We start from the raw sequence: 15067 nt of genomic DNA, 5'->3' as shown, positions 1-15067 counted from the left end.
ATGCAAATGGGTGGTCAAGTCCTTACAATTACGCATTTTCTGCCAATCATGACCACGCAACGTGATGATCAAAGCTGGTGCAAGTGACTGATGAGCTCAACCTACATTACGCAGGCTGAGCTATCATCGTCTTCAGCTGTTCTGAATCGCTCTGACTTTCTCGGTAGTGATCGGCTCACCGCCGATGCCCCAGTCGCCGCTCTTCACTTCCTCAAAGATGACCCAGGTCACACCGCGCATTTTCTCGCCTTCGACCGAGACCATGGCATCGGTGATCTTGCTGATAAGCTCGGCCTTTTGTTCGGTCGAGAAAACACCTTCAATGCCTTTCACAGTTACCAGTGGCATAGCCAGACTCCTTCAATTGTTGAGTGATGCTGTGAACCAGTCGAATACTTATTCCTGGTATGCCGCATAGTCGGTGTAGCCCTTCGCTCCGATCACACCGTAGAAGGTGGAGTGATCGCTCGGTGCGAGTGGCCAACCGTTCTGCATCCGCTCGACCAAGTCCGGGTTGGCAATGTACGAGGTGCCGAAGGCGATCAGGTCATGGTTGCCGTTCTGCAGCTCGGCTTCTGCCAGCTGTGCGTTAAATCCACCGGCGCCGATGACTGTGCCTTTGTAGAGTGAGCGGAAGTGCCTGTAGAAGCCTCTCGGGAAAGGCACTGCATCCAGCGTTGGTTGGTAGTTCAAGTGGACGAAAGCCAGCTCACGCTCGTTAAGCTCCGAGGCGATACTGTTCCAGGTAGCCTCTTCCTCTGGATATGGACGCAGATCGTACAGACGTCCGAACGGTGAGATCCGTACACCTACGCGGAAACCGCCAATGGCATCAGCGATAGCATCGACAGTCTCCAGCAGGAAGCGCTGACGGTTCTCGATTGATCCACCGTATTTGTCGGTACGTGTGTTGATCTGGCTGCTCAGGAACTGGTCGAACAGGAAAGCGTTAGCGGCCATCAGCTCGACGCCATCGAAGCCGGCTTCCACCGCACGTAACGCCGCAGCAACGAAGTCTTCGGTGACACGGTGAATCTCATCGATGGTCAGTGCACGCGGGACGCTGGGGGCAACAGGACCAGCAACGTCAGGTGCGGTCCACGCGTAAACCGTAGTACCTACAGCCGGTTCGGCACTCGCCGAGACCGGTGCCACGTTGCCAGGCTGCAGCGACACGTGGGACATTCGGCCAACATGCCACAGCTGGGCAAAGATCTTGCCGCCTTTGGCGTGCACGGCATCAGTCACTTCGCGCCAGGCGCGGGTCTGCTCATCGGTGTAGATTCCAGGGGTGTACAGGTAACCACGCCCTTCGTCAGAAATCGGCAGACCTTCAGTGATGATCAGACCGGCTGAGGCCCGCTGCGCGTAGTAAAGCGCAGTCAGTTCTGTCGGGACGTTGTCTTCCGTCCGGGTACGGGTCATTGGGGCCATGACTACCCGGTTAGCCAGTTCCAGGCTGTCCAGATTGTATGGAGTAAACAGCTTTTTCATGTGCAACCTCTACGAACGAATACCTGATTCAAACGGCTTGCTTAACCGGTGACGACTTCGAGTTTCGGCACCATACGGATCGCCTTGGAGAAGTTGGCGAGGTTCACGGACGTCTTGGTGACGATGCGGTGCAGCTCTTCCACTTTCTCGGAAGGCGCATCGGTGTGGATGCGCACGACGTAGCTGATTTCGTCGAAACCGGGGTTAACGCTTTCGTCTAGGCCCAAGAATCCGCGCAGATCAAGCTCACCATGGGTCTCGATTTCAAGGTTGTGGATGGTGATGCCCATGGCCGAGGCATTAACGACATAACCCACGGAGAGACATGCGTTCAAAGCGGAAATCAGCAGTTCCTGTGGGTTCGGGGCAGAGTTGGCACCCAGCAGTTCCAGTGGCTCATCGGCCGCGATCTTGATGTCACGTGGGTAGTCGGTACCGCTCAGGTGGAAGCGGTCGACGGTGGCCACGGTGCGGGTTTGATGTTCCCACTTGGTTTTGACCTTGAAGCGTGCGTGACGCTTGGACGGATCTTCAGCGACGCCCTGTGCGAAGGCTTGCAGCGCCGCGATATCAATACCGTTGAGATGCTTGTCCATTGTCGAATCCTCTTAAAATCATGAGTAAATAATCAGAAATTCAAGACAGCCGAGGGCAATAACCCTGTCAGTACGTGCAGCCGGAAATTGAGCAGCTGGTTGCACCGATGGCTTCTTCATCACTCGAAAGTTCTTCAACTGCTGCCCGGAGCACTTCGGTAAACACTGCGGGATCCTGAGCGCCGGAGATGTGGCGGTTGCCATTGATCACGAACAGCGGTATGCCAGTTCCAAAGCGGTTGACCGCTGCTTCATCACTGCGAATTGCGGCCTCTGCCGAATCGAAGCCATGGAGATCAGATGCACCCACCTCTATCGCCAGATCTCGCAAGATCTGTTCGTTAAATATGTCCTTACCCTCGGTGGTTCCAGCCAGGTAAAGCCGCTCGATAAAGCGGGCTTGCAGTGTCGGATCAGAGATGGCCTTTACGTACCGGTGAGCTGCGGAGGTGTCCCCGAAGCGCATGAGGTCAAACCGGTAGTCCAACCCTTCAAGCGAAGCATTTACTTGTACGGACTTCATGAACACGTCCGCTTGTGCCTTGCTGCCGGTTTTCTGTACCAGTGCCTGGCTGAACGGGATCGGGTTCAAGCCATTGGCCAATCGATAAGCGTGAGGCACGATTTCAACTTCATGCCCGAGTGCATCAATGGCCTTTTCCAGGCGCTTCTTTGCTATCCAGCACCAGGGACAGACAAAGTCGGACCAGACCTCAACCGTAATTTTCTTCATGGAATCTCCTCTCATCTGCCTCTGCTGGATAAGCTGCGAAAGCTCCCTCAGCTCTGGGGGGTACTGTCCATGGCATCCAGGACGTGAGTGCTGTACACCACCGCCGCACCGGCGTTTAGATTCACTGCCACACCCAGGGCTTCACTGACTTCCTCGGTGGTGATGCCGAGTTTCTTGGCCTCAGCAGCGTGAAACGCGATGCAGCCATCGCAGCGAGTGGTGACAGCGACAGCCAGAGCGATCAGCTCGCGAGTCTTGGCATCGAGGTGATTGGTTTTGTTGCCGGCGTTACCGAGCATTGCCGCGCCCCGCAGGGTGTCAGGCGAATGAGTGCCGAACTCTTTCAGGCGAGCACTTACATCGGTGATGGTTTGTTGCCAGTTAGGCATGCTAGACATGATTACCACCCTACTAGTTGATAGGTAAGATTTGCCAAAAAATGGGCCGACGCGGGTCGCTATCAGCCCCTTGCACGCAGAGATCAGTACTCTGCGATCATCCGAATTACAGCCATATTCACAGTCTCACCGTCCTTCGTGGCCCAGTTAATGAAGCTCGATCCTTCAAGAATGCTGAGCAACAGGTAAGACTTCTCTCTGGATCCGCGCCCTTGGGCTAACTCCCCAGCAGCAATGCCTTCGTCCATCACTCTGGTCAACCAGGACAACTGCACGTCGAAGAATCGCTGTGTCAGACGTTGAAGCCCATCGGGCAATGCGGCCATTTCTGCCGCCAGCGCACCACACAATGGCAACAGACCACCTTCAGTGCTGGAATAGAAAAGCACATAGAACGCCTTGAGCCTTTCAATTGCACCTTTCTGATTGATCTCGATGCGCTCGAATTCAGCCTGCACTCGCGAGACGTACTCTTCGACGATCGCGATCCCCAGGTCTTCCTTTGTCGGGAAGTGGTAGTGAATGCTCGCCTTGCGAATACCGACAGCATCTGCAAGATCCGCGTAGCTGAACGCCGCATAGCCTCTCGTGCGCATGAGTCCTTCAGCGGCTTGAATTAACGCGTCCCGTGTTGCCAGTGTCATACATTCTCCTGCCTTCATCGCCCGACCAGAAAAGAGCGATTCCGGCCACTACGCAGCGAGTTTACTTCCCTTGCTTTCGGGCAGCCATGACTCCACCGTCCACATCCCAGACCGCACCAGTCACCCAGGACGTCTTATCGGAGAGCAGGAACACAATAGACTCAGCCACATCACGTGGAGTGCCGTTGCGACCCAGTGGGTGGAAGTTGTTGAAATCGTTCAGCGCACCCGCCAGCTGGTCACCAGGGATGAAACGCTCGAAGATTTTGGTTTCCACAATGCCCGGGCTGACCGAGTTAACTCGAATACCGTGCTGGGCCAGCTCACCCGCAGCGTGAGTCGTCAGGGCATCCAGACCCATTTTGGCCATGGAGTAGGCCGAAGCCGGAACACCTTCAACAGCCTGACGCGCTGCCACGGCGGTGACGTTTACGATCGAACCAGGTTTGCCCTGAGCGACTAGCTGTGCTGCCACCTGACGGGTCAGGAAGAAGACGGCACGGTTCAGGTTGAGGAAGTTGTCGTAATCCTCAAGCGAGTGCTCGATGAACGCCTTCGGATAGTAGATGCCCGCAGAATTGACCATCAGATCAATGTCCTTGTGGCTTGCGGCCAGCTTTTCGATTAACGCTTGGACGCTGGCAAAATTGGTCAGATCAACCGCGTAGGCCGCGACTTTGTCTTCGCCGGCAATGGCAGCCAGTTGTTGGCGTGCAGTTTCGGCTTTCTCAGGGCGGTTGCCCACGATCACCACCGAACCGCCTTGCTCGGCGACCATTTGTGCGGTTTCGAGACCGATACCACTCGTACCACCTACTACCAAAAGCTTGCGACCTTTGAACTGCATGATGATGTCCTCTGTTCGTTTGTCTACCAACTAGTAGGTAGACTATTCTTCGAACCAAAGGGTGTCAAGCTACCGCTTATCGGAGCAGAGTAAGGGGGGCGGGTAGATGGCTAGCGCGCCGTCACGCTTGGGCGATCTTGCAAAATTTCCAGTACCGAATTAAATTCGAACCATTAATGTACGATTTTATTACGGTGAATTTATGGATAGGAAAGGCGAAATCGAGAAGCACCTTGGCCAGTTCTGGGATAAGCGTGCGCTTGAAATCGTTGAAGACCCGCTGTCTGTAGACCAGTTGGGCGCGCCTATGGAATCGGTTATGGCCGTCGACGCTCTTGTCGATATCGGGAAAATACTCAAGGTAAAGATTCCGGTTGAGGTTGTGATCCGAAACGGCGGCTATGAAACCAAGGAGCAGTTCGTCAGCTTGGTGACCTCAGGTATCCTCAAGCACTTGAAGGATAAGACTCATGAGTAGTTCGTCAGTGGAAGATCCAGATCGGCTCCGCCTTGCTGAACGTCTGCGGGATGCTCGCGAATATGTCGGACTCTCCCAAGATGAGGTTGCCCATGCACTGGGACTTTCTCGCCCGGCCGTGACTAACATTGAGTCGGGCAACCGCAAGGTTGAGGCCGTGGAGTTGGGCAAGCTGGCCAAGCTGTACCGCAAGTCGATGGAGTACCTGACAACCGGTCAAGATCCATTGCCTTCTGGGCCAACCCAGCTTGCGTTTCTGGCCAGGGCCGTGCATGGACTTTCGCAGCAGGATATTGATGAGGTAGCTCGCTTCGCCGAGTTCCTCAAGCACAAGGGATAGTGAATGGGTTACCGCGATATTGTTTTGCGAGCTGTGCAGCGTGCGACCGAGGTCATCGACGAAACTGGCGCGATGGCGCGTATCGAGCAAGACGGCTATACGCGGATTGACCCTTTCCAAATTGCTGCGGATTCTGGGGTTATGGTCATGCTGCGCCCCATGCAAAAGCTGCTGGGTGCATTTCTAGGTGATGAAACACCCGGCATCTTGGTCAATGTGGACCGTTCGGCCGGCCTTGTTCACATGACTTGTGCCCACGAGCTGGGTCACTTCTTCATGGGGCATGGAAGTACTGCCGACGAGCATATCTATTACGGCTCCAAAGGCGCCCTTATCGAACAGGAAGCGGATCAGTTCGGCTACAACCTTCTCGTTCCTCGCAAGCTGATCGTCAAGATCATGCAACGCAAGCAATGGACGAAAGAGCAGCTGTTTAGTCCTGCCATTTTGTATCAGTTGGCCTTGCGCATGGGGGTCAGCTACGAGGCAGCCGCTTGGTCGCTCAGCCGCCACAACGTCATGAGCACCGATCAAGTGCAGCAGATGCTGCGGACTACGCCGGCGATGATCAAGAGATCATTGCTCGGGGATCGGCTATCTGATGCCCGAAAGGACGTTTGGCTGCTGGACAGTGATGACCGGACCTCGATCTTGGAGCCGCGACCGGATGATCAGCTCGTTGTTCGACTACCAAGCCGCGCATCGTCAGGCTATCTCTGGGAAGCTGATTCAGTGGAAGGGCTGGCCACGGAGGGCTTCCATCTTGAGCCGTTGACGGTCCCCTCGACGCCGTCCTCGAATGATTCTTTGACGTTCGGTGGGCTAGGCACGATGGACTATTTGCTCACTGAGGGGCGCGCGAGCAGCGCTGCACCAGTGAGTGTGCAGCTCTCCGAGCGAGCGCCATGGGATGCATCTACTCCCGCAACCGATTCTTTCAAATCCAGTGCCCAATTCGAGTCTTTATCTAGTGGGCTGACACCTCAATCGCGTAAGCAAGTACTTGAGGACGATCAATCGTGATTGTCCACAAGGTAATGCTTGACGGTTATGGCTCGCCGGCAAGGTCGCAGGGGCGACGTCCGACCTGTTTGGCCTTTGCATTGTCCGATCTCAATCGTCCAGGGGCTCCTGCCGATTTGAGTCCTGAATTCCTTTACCGAGCGGCCGCAATCTTGTCCCCGGCATGGGCGCCAGGGGGTGGTGTCACCTTCGATGCGATGCAAGGGGCTTCGCTCGCCGGCCAGCCCGAAGAAACCGCTTTTCCCTACTGCCCTGAGGAGCCTTCGCACCCCATTCCAGATCTGCCTGCGGACCTTCAGCATTATGGGCAGGTTCTGCAGCACGTATCAGCTGACCCTACTGATATCGCTTGTTTCATTAGCGTCGGTCAGCCGGTCGGGTTGGGGTTGCGAGTTACCCCCGAATTCTTCAAGCCCGCAGGGGATGTAGTGCTTTTCAGTGATCAAGTCATGCCGGGGCTGCTGCATGCTGTGGTCGCCATTGGTTTAGGTCATGAAGAAGGAAGCAGTGCGCCGTGGTTTTACGTGCGCAATAGCTGGGGCCCTCAATGGGGTGTAGATGGACACGCCTGGATTTCAGGCGCCTATGTAAGCGCGCATGCCGAATGTGCTTTTGGAGTTGAGAATGGCAAAACTGATCGTGAGTGAGCGTTTGGGGCAGGCCTGGCTGGCGGCGGCGCGTCATCTTGATGGATGCACGCAGCGGAAAGATCGGAACCTGGTTATTGAAATCAGCGAACCTCAGAAGCTCACCAAGGACGATTTGACGATCATTCGGGCAGTGGACGCAGTGTTGCGCAAGGGCCGGAAAGATTTGAGTGTCGAAACTGTTGCGGGCACTATTTTTCCGAACGGTTTGGCCCGCCGGTTCGCACGACCTGAGCTCTATACGACCTACCTGGCCTTGTTGGCCAAGGGGAAGAAACCCAGTTCGTGGGGAACCTATGCCCAGCGCATGATGAGCCGCCAGCGCCGTAACGGAGCAGGGACCATCAACCCACTAGACGATCTGATCGAGCGTCTGCTCAAGACGCATACCGGTACCAAGTATCAGGCAGCGTTTGAGCTGGGAGTTAGCGATGCCGAGGATGATCTGGCTCCGCCGCTAGAGGGGCATGGGTATGAGCTGCCAGTGTATGACCCGACCCGGGACGCTAAGGGCCTCAATGTGCCCTGCTTGAGTCATCTGAGTTTCAAAATTACGAACGGCAAGCTGGATTTGACTGCGGTTTACCGCTCCCAGTGGTACTGCCAGCGTGCTCTGGGCAACCTGGTCGGGTTGAGCCAGCTTCATTCGTTTGTGGGTAAAGAGTCCAAGTATGAGTGCGGGACGCTAACCTGCATTGCAACGCACGCATACTTGGACACGGAAACCTTCGGGAAGGTAGGCGTCACCAAGGACCTTTTGGCATCCTTGCCCGGTTGAGAGGGGGCGTCAGAGCAGCGAAGCTTGGCGGCTTGTCTGGGGAGTTTGGGGGCGTATGTTGTAGAGCCTGGCCATCCCGGCTCGAAAATCACGGACACCGCCGTAGCTCGGATGGCGAATGGTTTCCACTGGTAGGCCGAAGCGCGACGCATAGTGAGCGGCGTCCTGGCCGATCGCGATGATCCTTTTGATCCTAAGCCAGTTAAAGAGCTCGTTGTTCAGTTCATCGACCAACGCTAGCTCTTTGGCGGTGAACTTGCGGTTGGTGAATGGGTTGCCTGGCTCGTGCGGATGGAATGGAAAAACATTCCAAAGCAGTGGCGGAACGTCCACAGCTTTCAGTATCGCCCAGATCTCAGCAGCCGTGCGTTCAGCGATGGCGGGGCCACGGGTGGCTTGTTGCGACTCGCACCCTGGATAGACCTGGGTCATCTCAGGCAGATGGTATTCGTCGGTGAGGGCCAGCCCAGTCCGGCGCCCGCCGCGATAGCCCAGATCACGGCCCATCCAGATGGTATCTGCCCCAAGGTCGGAAACGGCTCGCAGGTAGCTTCGCAAGTTCTTGCGACGCGACGCGGCCGCTCCGGCACGATCATGCACTGAGCAGGTGTCTGCGTATGGGTTGAACACGTTATCCAGGCTGAATTCAGCCAAGGCCTTCACAAAGGAAGTGGGGGTCATTTCGTATCGGCCTCTTTAACGGGCTTGTGAAAGGTCAGCGACCCTTCAGTGATGTTCACTTCTACGGAGCCTCCTCGGTGTTCACGCAGCTCGCGGAACATCTTGAAGCCGTCGAGAATGGCAAGTTCCCACTGCCACAGCCTGCATCGCTCAACCTCGTAGCCTTTAACCATGCCTTCAATTTGCTTGAGAAGACCGTAGTCGAGGCGACCAGGCTGAGTCCCTTCGTAGTATTTGTATTTTTTCGCGTGGTCGAAGATCCAGGTCGCAATGCCTTCCTCAATGATTGCCGCGCGAGCGCCGTCATCGTTCTCATCCTTGGCGGGGTTGGATTTTCGCTTCCGCTTGAGCAGGGACCGCAGCACAGGCGACCACCCCAGATGAGCCACATAGGCCAGATGGAAGACGTCATGGAAGCGATAGTCATCAGACTCATTGCTGTTATCAGTCAGCCGATCACCGATGTAGACACCGTTCAAGCGTTGCACCACATGCTTGTTCTGCCCTTCACCGCGCTCAATGAATTCGATCGTGAATTTACGCTCGAACTGCTCGTGCTCAGGAAAGCCTTCATCGAACAGCGGAAAATCGCGTTCCTGGTTGCTTGGCCATCGACTGGCCGTCTTTTCCAGATTCCCTTGCGCGATGTCTTCCAGGCTCAGGTTGAAGCTTGCACATGTCTTGGCAAGCTCTGACAGGAGTTTCCCGAAGTAGGCTTCTCGGGAGGGCGCTGCCATGGAATTCAGACTGGCGTGGGACATTTCTGCCAGCACGCCTGCACTGAGTGCGAGCTTCCCCAGCTGCATTGGGCGGGGGATTGTATCCTCATCTCGCTGTGATTCGATAAGACCGTCTATCTGACGGAATGTGATTGGCGGCGCCGGGGCCTTCCTGCTTTCACCGAATTCTTCGCGTAGCACCAGGATGCAGTGCTCTCCCAAGGCGTCGGCGGGGATTTTCAAAAGGTGCGCGGCAATGGTCAGGTACCACAACGCGTCGCCCATCTCTTCGGCGGCCAACTGGCTATCTGCGGCCTGCAGGCGATCGCGTCCAGCCTTCTTCACCGCGGAAAGAAGCCCTCCGATTTCACCGAAGTACCCGAAGCGGATGTATTGCAGGCTATCGGGGTCATCGTTGAAGCGCATGCTCTCTCGCGCTTTGAGCATGTACTTGGCTACTGAGAGTGCCTCTGGGCGCGGTTGAGGTGCTGGTGCCATAAATCCTCCCTGATCATGGTGATAACGTCTTACGCGATGGCCAGTAACTGCTGCCGTAGCTCCATTTTCAGTTGCTTGCAGCGACTAACGATGGTCTCGCGATCAGCATCAATGGCTCCCATTTTCAGTGCGCGTTGACGCACTGAAACGGTCACATCGTAGTGCGGATACCCGTGCGATTGAAACCAGCTTCTGCGAAGGCCTAGCTTGATCGCGAACGTATGCAGCTCGTCCAGCGTATCAGCTGCCAAGTGGCACCAGAGTTTTCCGCGCCACAGGATTTCTTCCGAATCGACGTAGACCGCCATGCTGCTCGCCTTTTGTGAAAAACTGTGCAAATATTTTGCACATTATGGGAAAAAAATTCAACTCTGCATCAGGCGCCACCGCCCTCGGAAGCCAGATTCGCCAAGCACGTCTAAATAGAAATTTGTCGCTTGTAGAACTGGGCCGTGCGGTTAGCGTAGATCACTCACAGATCTCTCGTTACGAAAGGGGACAGATGAGTAGTGTCGGTAAAAATTTGCAAAAAATATGCATATTTTTGCAAGTTGATGAAGACCCTGGCCTTTACACGGTGGCGAGCACAAGCTTGGGCCGGAAGGTGGATGAGCTGTTGCGCCTTGCTCCGGGGTGCGAGCCGGCGGTGGCGAAACTTGTAGAGGCGTTGGAAGGGCTTTTGACCGCTGCGCAGGCGGCAGTTAACTCTACTGGAAGCGTAACGCCCCCGATGGAGTAGCTGACGTCTCGGCGTTATCCATTGGCGGGCGCCAGCGTGCGGGCTGCGTCATTCCGGTTGTGGATCAAGCGGCTGCTGCTTCATCGCCGACTGCGGATCCGGTCGCGTCCCGCACCTTCAAGTAGCTGTAACTAGCTGTTATAGATAGAGAAAGTCGCCCCTTCTTTCAATCCAGGCCTCAACATGTGTGTGGAGAGTGCGTAAAGGCACTTCATGCTCTGGGAAATCTGTTGGGTCGATGGCATCGCATCTGGCTTTAGCTACCTCTAGTCCGATGAACTCGGCAATAGTGTCTTTGTTGAACATGTTATGCGCCTTGGATACACGGTCACCTGCCGTATGGCTTGTACCCGTGCTCATGAAGCCGGAGGCGATTCTGGCAAAGCCTTCCTCAGTCCGGATGATATCCATCACCCAAGCACGAGGCTCTTCAATGGATCCTGTGTATTTCTTCCATCGGAAAAGCAGGTAATCAAGGTCGGGGGCGGCAAGCAGAGCTTCAACGTTCGCGGCTCGGTTTCTTATGAAATGCAACCATACAACCTTCATTGCCTCTATGGTTTCGAGATCAAGTGCGGGCTCGAAACCTGTGGCGCCCTCTTCACGATCGGCAGGGTCACTAAGATGAATGAGCAGTGAAGAAATCGAGAGAGCCTCCGTAGTACGGAGTGCTTCCAAGGCCAAGGCACCCCGTTCATTTTCCGGAATTCGATCTATGAACCAGGACGTTGCTCGCCATGCCGCGACATATGGAGAGTTGAAAAAGTCATTGCTAGAGCGTACGAGTTTTTGGGAAATCTGAAACATGCCCGGAAGCACTACTGCAGCGTTTTCGATCGGTAGACGCGAGAAGGATTCGTCCAGTCTAGCGGCGAGGGAAGGGAGCAACCCGTCATCCTCGATTTCGGCAATCGAAGCGGCAAAACTCTCCTCAGTCGAACTGGCGTCGATAAATTCCACGAAGCGGCGTTCAGACATTTCCCCGAGCGTTGTTTGAAGCTCGAAGTACTGCGGAAAATAGCGGGGTGAGCATACTTGCTTTGCTGCCAGCCACTGAGCATGGAAACCCTCTCCGTAGTTTGCGCCGCCCAGTGCCCACTCAAGAGTCGGGAAAAGTAATTTGATAGTGGCCTGTGCGAGAGCACGACGGTTCTCCGGTACCGTCTCAAGGAACCTCTGAGTTGCAGTCTGCATCGCATCTCGTCGCCCGTCGCCTTGGAAGCGGTGTTCTTGCAAAACCAACGATCTTTCACGAAACAGAGTCTCGTGCAGGTCTGGCTCGAAAACGCGCAACGCTTCCAAAACCAAAAAATCCACGATATTCACTTCAAATACGTCACCTGACGCATGTAGTGGCATGTGAACTGCAATAGAGGAAAGGAGTCGGCGGGCATCTCGCATGTTACGCAATCGCGGTAGGATGCAGCCTAACAAGGCATTTCCCCACCGAATATCCGTGAGCCCGTTTGAGTCGGTGGTGTAGGAAGACGTCAATTGGCCCAGCTGTTCACCAAAAATACGATGCACCGTGTGCACTGGGACGGCGGGGAGGTCGAAATTAGTCTGTACAATTTTTTCTAGGAAGGCACGACCGTCACCGTCCGCGACCGGATCAAGAGCTCGCTCCACTATGCTGGGTTGGAAGAGCAGCACAAAAACGATATTGGGCAAGTTGGCATTAGCCTTGACTTGTCGAAGCAATACCCGAATCTGATCGGGTTCGAGTCTATCAATATCGTCGACGAAGACGATTAGCGGTCGATCAAGTTTACGAAGACGATCTTCTAAAGCCTCGCGGATTTTATCGAGCGGCTCGCCGGTTCGGTCACGCCCAAAGTGCGTCAATAAGCGTCCGAGTAGGGATGTCAGTACGGATACACCGGCGAGAGCGGCAGCAATAGTTGCAGCTGTAGGCAGATCAAAGCCTATTGCTGACGCGACAAAGATCACCGATGCATTCGTCAAAACTGAAGAAATTTGCTGACTAGCCCCGCCGGCTTTTTTCAGTGGTGCGCTGGCTCCTGTCAGAATCGCACCGTAGCGTCGCAAATCTTCAGCTCGGGCGATTGCTTCCTTGGAATGATCGCCACCTAACCGATTAGCGATCTGGCCGAAGAGTGCGCGGGCGATTGCATTGCCATCGCCCCATTGCCAGGGATTGAAATCGAGCCAATCAGCGGCATCTCTCTTCGCTTCCAGCCGTTCGATCACCAAGTACTTCAAAGAAGACTTGCCGAAGCCCCAGCCCCCACGGATCGCAAACACGCGACCTTCGCGAAGGCTTAGTTCGGATAGCACTGCAGCTATGCGCTCCGCAAAATCTGCCCTTCTCAGACGGTCTTCTGATTTCGTGCGAATCGGGGCTTCAGATCCGATTTCCACCCGCTGATCCATCAAAGGCTCTTCACACGACCCTACTTGTCGTCTGGCGAACCATCCTTTCAGCTTGGTAAACAAACCAGTCATTGAGGGAAGCCTCCAAGTATGGTGGCTAACCAGCTATTGAGCATTGGCGTGGCGCTGCAGCTTGATGGCAGAAGTGCCGAAGTGTTCGCGCTCATCCCGCTAAGGCATCCGCCATCGCATTTCCCCACACAGTTCCGAGCCATAGCTTCCATCCATGCAACATACGAAATGATTCCGCCATCCTAGCTGATCACTTAGGGAGTGGAGGGAGCGTTGTGTCAAACTATGTTGTAAGCGGTGGGACGTCGTATTCAGTCATGAGCTGAATAGTGTCAATCTATGTTGCGGATGGGTGTAGTCGAGATGCCCGTTTGGCTCAGCGTTTCCGGGCGGCAGTGTGTCAAACTATGTTGTAAGCACCCAAACGAAAAGACCGCAGTGTTGGCTGCGGTCTTTTTTTGTCTGGAAAAAGGTCAGCTATTTCAAGTCCACCAATACCGCACAAGATGAAAGAAGATAGGCGCCGCAAAACACACTGAATCCAGTCGATCCAGCATCCCGCCGTGGCCTTCGATCATATGCCCCCAATCCTTCACGCCCCGATCACGCTTGATTGCCGACATCACGATGCCACCGGCAAACCCCAGCAGGTTGATCAGCAGTGCAATAAAGAACGACTGCCACGGGTTGAACGGCGTGGTCCACCACAAGGCTGCACCAATCAGCGAGGACAGCAGAACGCCGCCGACAAAGCCTTCGACGGTTTTCGACGGTGACAGATTGGGCGCGATTTTGTGTTTGCCGAACAACTTGCCGCATACGTACTGCAGCACGTCCGACAGCTGCACCACGATCACCAGATACGCGATCAGTAACAGGTTGCGGCCTTCATAGCCGACGATGTCCAGAGTCAGCAGGGCGGGCACGAACGATACGCAGAACACCGCGATCATCAAGCCCCATTGCACTTTCGACGCCCGCTCGAGAAAGTGCGTGCTGTCGCCGCCCAGAGACGCAAGGATCGGCAGCAGCAAAAACACGTACACCGGAATGAAGATCGAGAACAGTCCGTACCAATCGGAATAGATCAGCAGGTATTGCAGCGGCAATGCCAGGTAAAACGCTGCCACCAGCGCCGGGTAGTCGCTGCGTCGGGTGGGCGTGAGGGTGAGGAATTCGCGTAGCGCATAAAACGATACCGCGTAAAACAGCAGGATCACCGCGCCGGTGCCCAGCCAAAAAGCGACGCCGATCACCACCACCATCACCCACCAGGCGTTGATGCGGGCGTTGAGGTTTTCGACCACCGCATTGGGCGTGCCCCGGGTGCGCAGTTTGAGGATCAGGCCAATCAGTGAGGCCAGCACCAGGATCATGCCGATCCCGCCGAACAGCATCAGGGTTTGTCTATCCATGTCAGGAATGCTCCGGGGCGAGGGCCAGCAGTGCTTCGCGGCTGCGTGAAAGGAACTGCTCTTTGCTCTCGCCTTCAGTCAGTTGCAGGGGCGCACCGAAACTGGTGGTACACAGCAGCGGCAGTGGCACCACTCGGCCCTTGGGCATGACCCGGTTGAGGTTGGCGATCCACACCGGAATCACCTGGGCCTGTGGGTAACTTTTTGCCAAGTGATACAGGCCGCTTTTGAACGGCAGTAAACCATCTTCCGGATTGCGCGTGCCTTCGGGAAAGATGATCAACGAATTACCCTTCTCCAGGGCGTCGAGCATGGGCTGCAACGGGTTACCCACAGGGTCCTTGCGCTCGCGGTCGATCAGCACGCCGTTGAACACTCGGCTGATGATGTAACGGCGCAAGGCGCTCTTGTTCCAGTAGTCGCTGCCGGCCACCGGTCGCGTAAGTTTGCGCAGGGAGGAAGGAAGCGAGGCCCACAGCAGCACGAAGTCGCCGTGGCTGCTGTGGTTGGCAAAATAAATGCGTTGCACGGGTTCCGGCGCGCAACCCATCCACAGGCTGCGGGCGCCAGTAACGGTTCGGGCCATGGAGGTGATGAGGATGGCGATCACAGGTTCGAACATAACGATTTC

19 protein-coding genes are annotated in these 15067 nt (G+C 55.5%); 6 read left to right on the top strand and 13 right to left on the bottom strand.

Features of this window, described 5'->3' with window-relative positions:
- Positions 1-132 precede the first annotated feature (132 nt).
- The 7 genes from ACEN9A_RS30060 to ACEN9A_RS30030 form a co-directional block, all read right to left on the bottom strand.
- Positions 133-348 (bottom strand): tautomerase family protein, encoded by a 216-nt coding sequence (locus ACEN9A_RS30060; protein WP_258671765.1) that lies wholly within the window; start codon positions 346-348, stop codon positions 133-135.
- A 48-nt stretch (positions 349-396) separates the two neighbouring features.
- Positions 397-1494 (bottom strand): alkene reductase, encoded by a 1098-nt coding sequence (locus ACEN9A_RS30055; RefSeq protein ID WP_258671763.1) that lies wholly within the window; start codon positions 1492-1494, stop codon positions 397-399.
- Between the two features lie 41 nt (positions 1495-1535).
- Positions 1536-2090, bottom strand: coding sequence for an OsmC family protein (locus ACEN9A_RS30050; RefSeq protein WP_258671761.1), 555 nt, complete (start codon positions 2088-2090; stop codon positions 1536-1538).
- 67 nt (positions 2091-2157) lie between these two features.
- On the bottom strand, positions 2158-2823 hold the full coding sequence (locus tag ACEN9A_RS30045; protein WP_258671759.1) for a DsbA family oxidoreductase: 666 nt from the start codon (positions 2821-2823) through the stop codon (positions 2158-2160).
- A 47-nt stretch (positions 2824-2870) separates the two neighbouring features.
- A complete protein-coding gene (locus tag ACEN9A_RS30040; protein WP_258674236.1) occupies positions 2871-3212 on the bottom strand; it encodes a carboxymuconolactone decarboxylase family protein in 342 nt (113 codons plus the stop codon).
- Between the two features lie 92 nt (positions 3213-3304).
- On the bottom strand, positions 3305-3865 hold the full coding sequence (locus tag ACEN9A_RS30035; RefSeq protein WP_008041393.1) for a TetR/AcrR family transcriptional regulator: 561 nt from the start codon (positions 3863-3865) through the stop codon (positions 3305-3307).
- Between the two features lie 61 nt (positions 3866-3926).
- Positions 3927-4712, bottom strand: a complete 786-nt coding sequence (locus tag ACEN9A_RS30030) for an SDR family NAD(P)-dependent oxidoreductase (protein ID WP_258671757.1) — start codon at positions 4710-4712, stop codon at positions 3927-3929.
- A gap of 202 nt (positions 4713-4914) precedes the next feature.
- Between ACEN9A_RS30030 and ACEN9A_RS30025 the strand changes: the two genes are divergently transcribed.
- Genes ACEN9A_RS30025 through ACEN9A_RS30005 form a run of 5 tightly spaced genes read left to right on the top strand, consistent with a single transcriptional unit; the run spans position 4915 to position 7978 of the window.
- Positions 4915-5190, top strand: coding sequence for a hypothetical protein (locus tag ACEN9A_RS30025; protein ID WP_258671755.1), 276 nt, complete (start codon positions 4915-4917; stop codon positions 5188-5190).
- On the top strand, positions 5183-5530 hold the full coding sequence (locus tag ACEN9A_RS30020; RefSeq protein ID WP_258671753.1) for a helix-turn-helix domain-containing protein: 348 nt from the start codon (positions 5183-5185) through the stop codon (positions 5528-5530). Before ACEN9A_RS30025 ends, ACEN9A_RS30020 begins: the two co-directional genes overlap by 8 nt.
- A gap of 3 nt (positions 5531-5533) precedes the next feature.
- Positions 5534-6553, top strand: coding sequence for an ImmA/IrrE family metallo-endopeptidase (locus ACEN9A_RS30015; protein WP_258671751.1), 1020 nt, complete (start codon positions 5534-5536; stop codon positions 6551-6553).
- On the top strand, positions 6550-7200 hold the full coding sequence (locus tag ACEN9A_RS30010; RefSeq protein WP_258671750.1) for a C1 family peptidase: 651 nt from the start codon (positions 6550-6552) through the stop codon (positions 7198-7200). The genes ACEN9A_RS30015 and ACEN9A_RS30010 overlap by 4 nt, the downstream gene beginning before the upstream one ends.
- Positions 7178-7978 (top strand): thymidylate synthase family protein, encoded by an 801-nt coding sequence (locus ACEN9A_RS30005; protein WP_258671748.1) that lies wholly within the window; start codon positions 7178-7180, stop codon positions 7976-7978. The genes ACEN9A_RS30010 and ACEN9A_RS30005 overlap by 23 nt, the downstream gene beginning before the upstream one ends.
- 9 nt (positions 7979-7987) lie before the next feature.
- Here ACEN9A_RS30005 and ACEN9A_RS30000 read toward each other — a convergent pair whose 3' ends face one another.
- The 3 genes from ACEN9A_RS30000 to ACEN9A_RS29990 form a co-directional block, all read right to left on the bottom strand.
- Positions 7988-8659, bottom strand: a complete 672-nt coding sequence (locus ACEN9A_RS30000) for a uracil-DNA glycosylase (RefSeq protein WP_258671746.1) — start codon at positions 8657-8659, stop codon at positions 7988-7990.
- The gene (locus ACEN9A_RS29995) at positions 8656-9804 is read right to left on the bottom strand and encodes a hypothetical protein (protein ID WP_258671744.1); all 1149 of its coding nucleotides are present in this window, start codon (positions 9802-9804) and stop codon (positions 8656-8658) included. The genes ACEN9A_RS30000 and ACEN9A_RS29995 overlap by 4 nt, the downstream gene beginning before the upstream one ends.
- Positions 9805-9905: 101 nt before the next feature.
- On the bottom strand, positions 9906-10184 hold the full coding sequence (locus ACEN9A_RS29990) for a DUF4031 domain-containing protein (RefSeq protein ID WP_258671743.1): 279 nt from the start codon (positions 10182-10184) through the stop codon (positions 9906-9908).
- A gap of 44 nt (positions 10185-10228) precedes the next feature.
- Between ACEN9A_RS29990 and ACEN9A_RS29985 the strand changes: the two genes are divergently transcribed.
- A complete protein-coding gene (locus ACEN9A_RS29985) occupies positions 10229-10615 on the top strand; it encodes a helix-turn-helix domain-containing protein (protein ID WP_408981131.1) in 387 nt (128 codons plus the stop codon).
- 138 nt (positions 10616-10753) lie between these two features.
- Here ACEN9A_RS29985 and ACEN9A_RS29980 read toward each other — a convergent pair whose 3' ends face one another.
- The 3 genes from ACEN9A_RS29980 to ACEN9A_RS29970 all read right to left on the bottom strand — a co-directional run bounded on the left by ACEN9A_RS29980 (position 10754) and on the right by ACEN9A_RS29970 (position 15058).
- Positions 10754-13081, bottom strand: a complete 2328-nt coding sequence (locus ACEN9A_RS29980) for a KAP family P-loop NTPase fold protein (RefSeq protein WP_258671741.1) — start codon at positions 13079-13081, stop codon at positions 10754-10756.
- Positions 13082-13503: 422 nt separating this feature from the next.
- A complete protein-coding gene (locus ACEN9A_RS29975) occupies positions 13504-14436 on the bottom strand; it encodes a phosphatidate cytidylyltransferase (RefSeq protein ID WP_258671739.1) in 933 nt (310 codons plus the stop codon).
- A gap of 1 nt (position 14437) precedes the next feature.
- Entirely contained in the window at positions 14438-15058 is a 621-nt protein-coding gene (locus tag ACEN9A_RS29970; RefSeq protein WP_258671738.1) for a lysophospholipid acyltransferase family protein, read from the bottom strand.
- Between the last annotated feature and the right edge of the window lie 9 nt (positions 15059-15067).

The sequence above is a fragment of the Pseudomonas sp. Pseusp18 genome (assembly GCF_059506005.1).
This window is presented reverse-complemented; position numbering and strand designations above follow the sequence as displayed.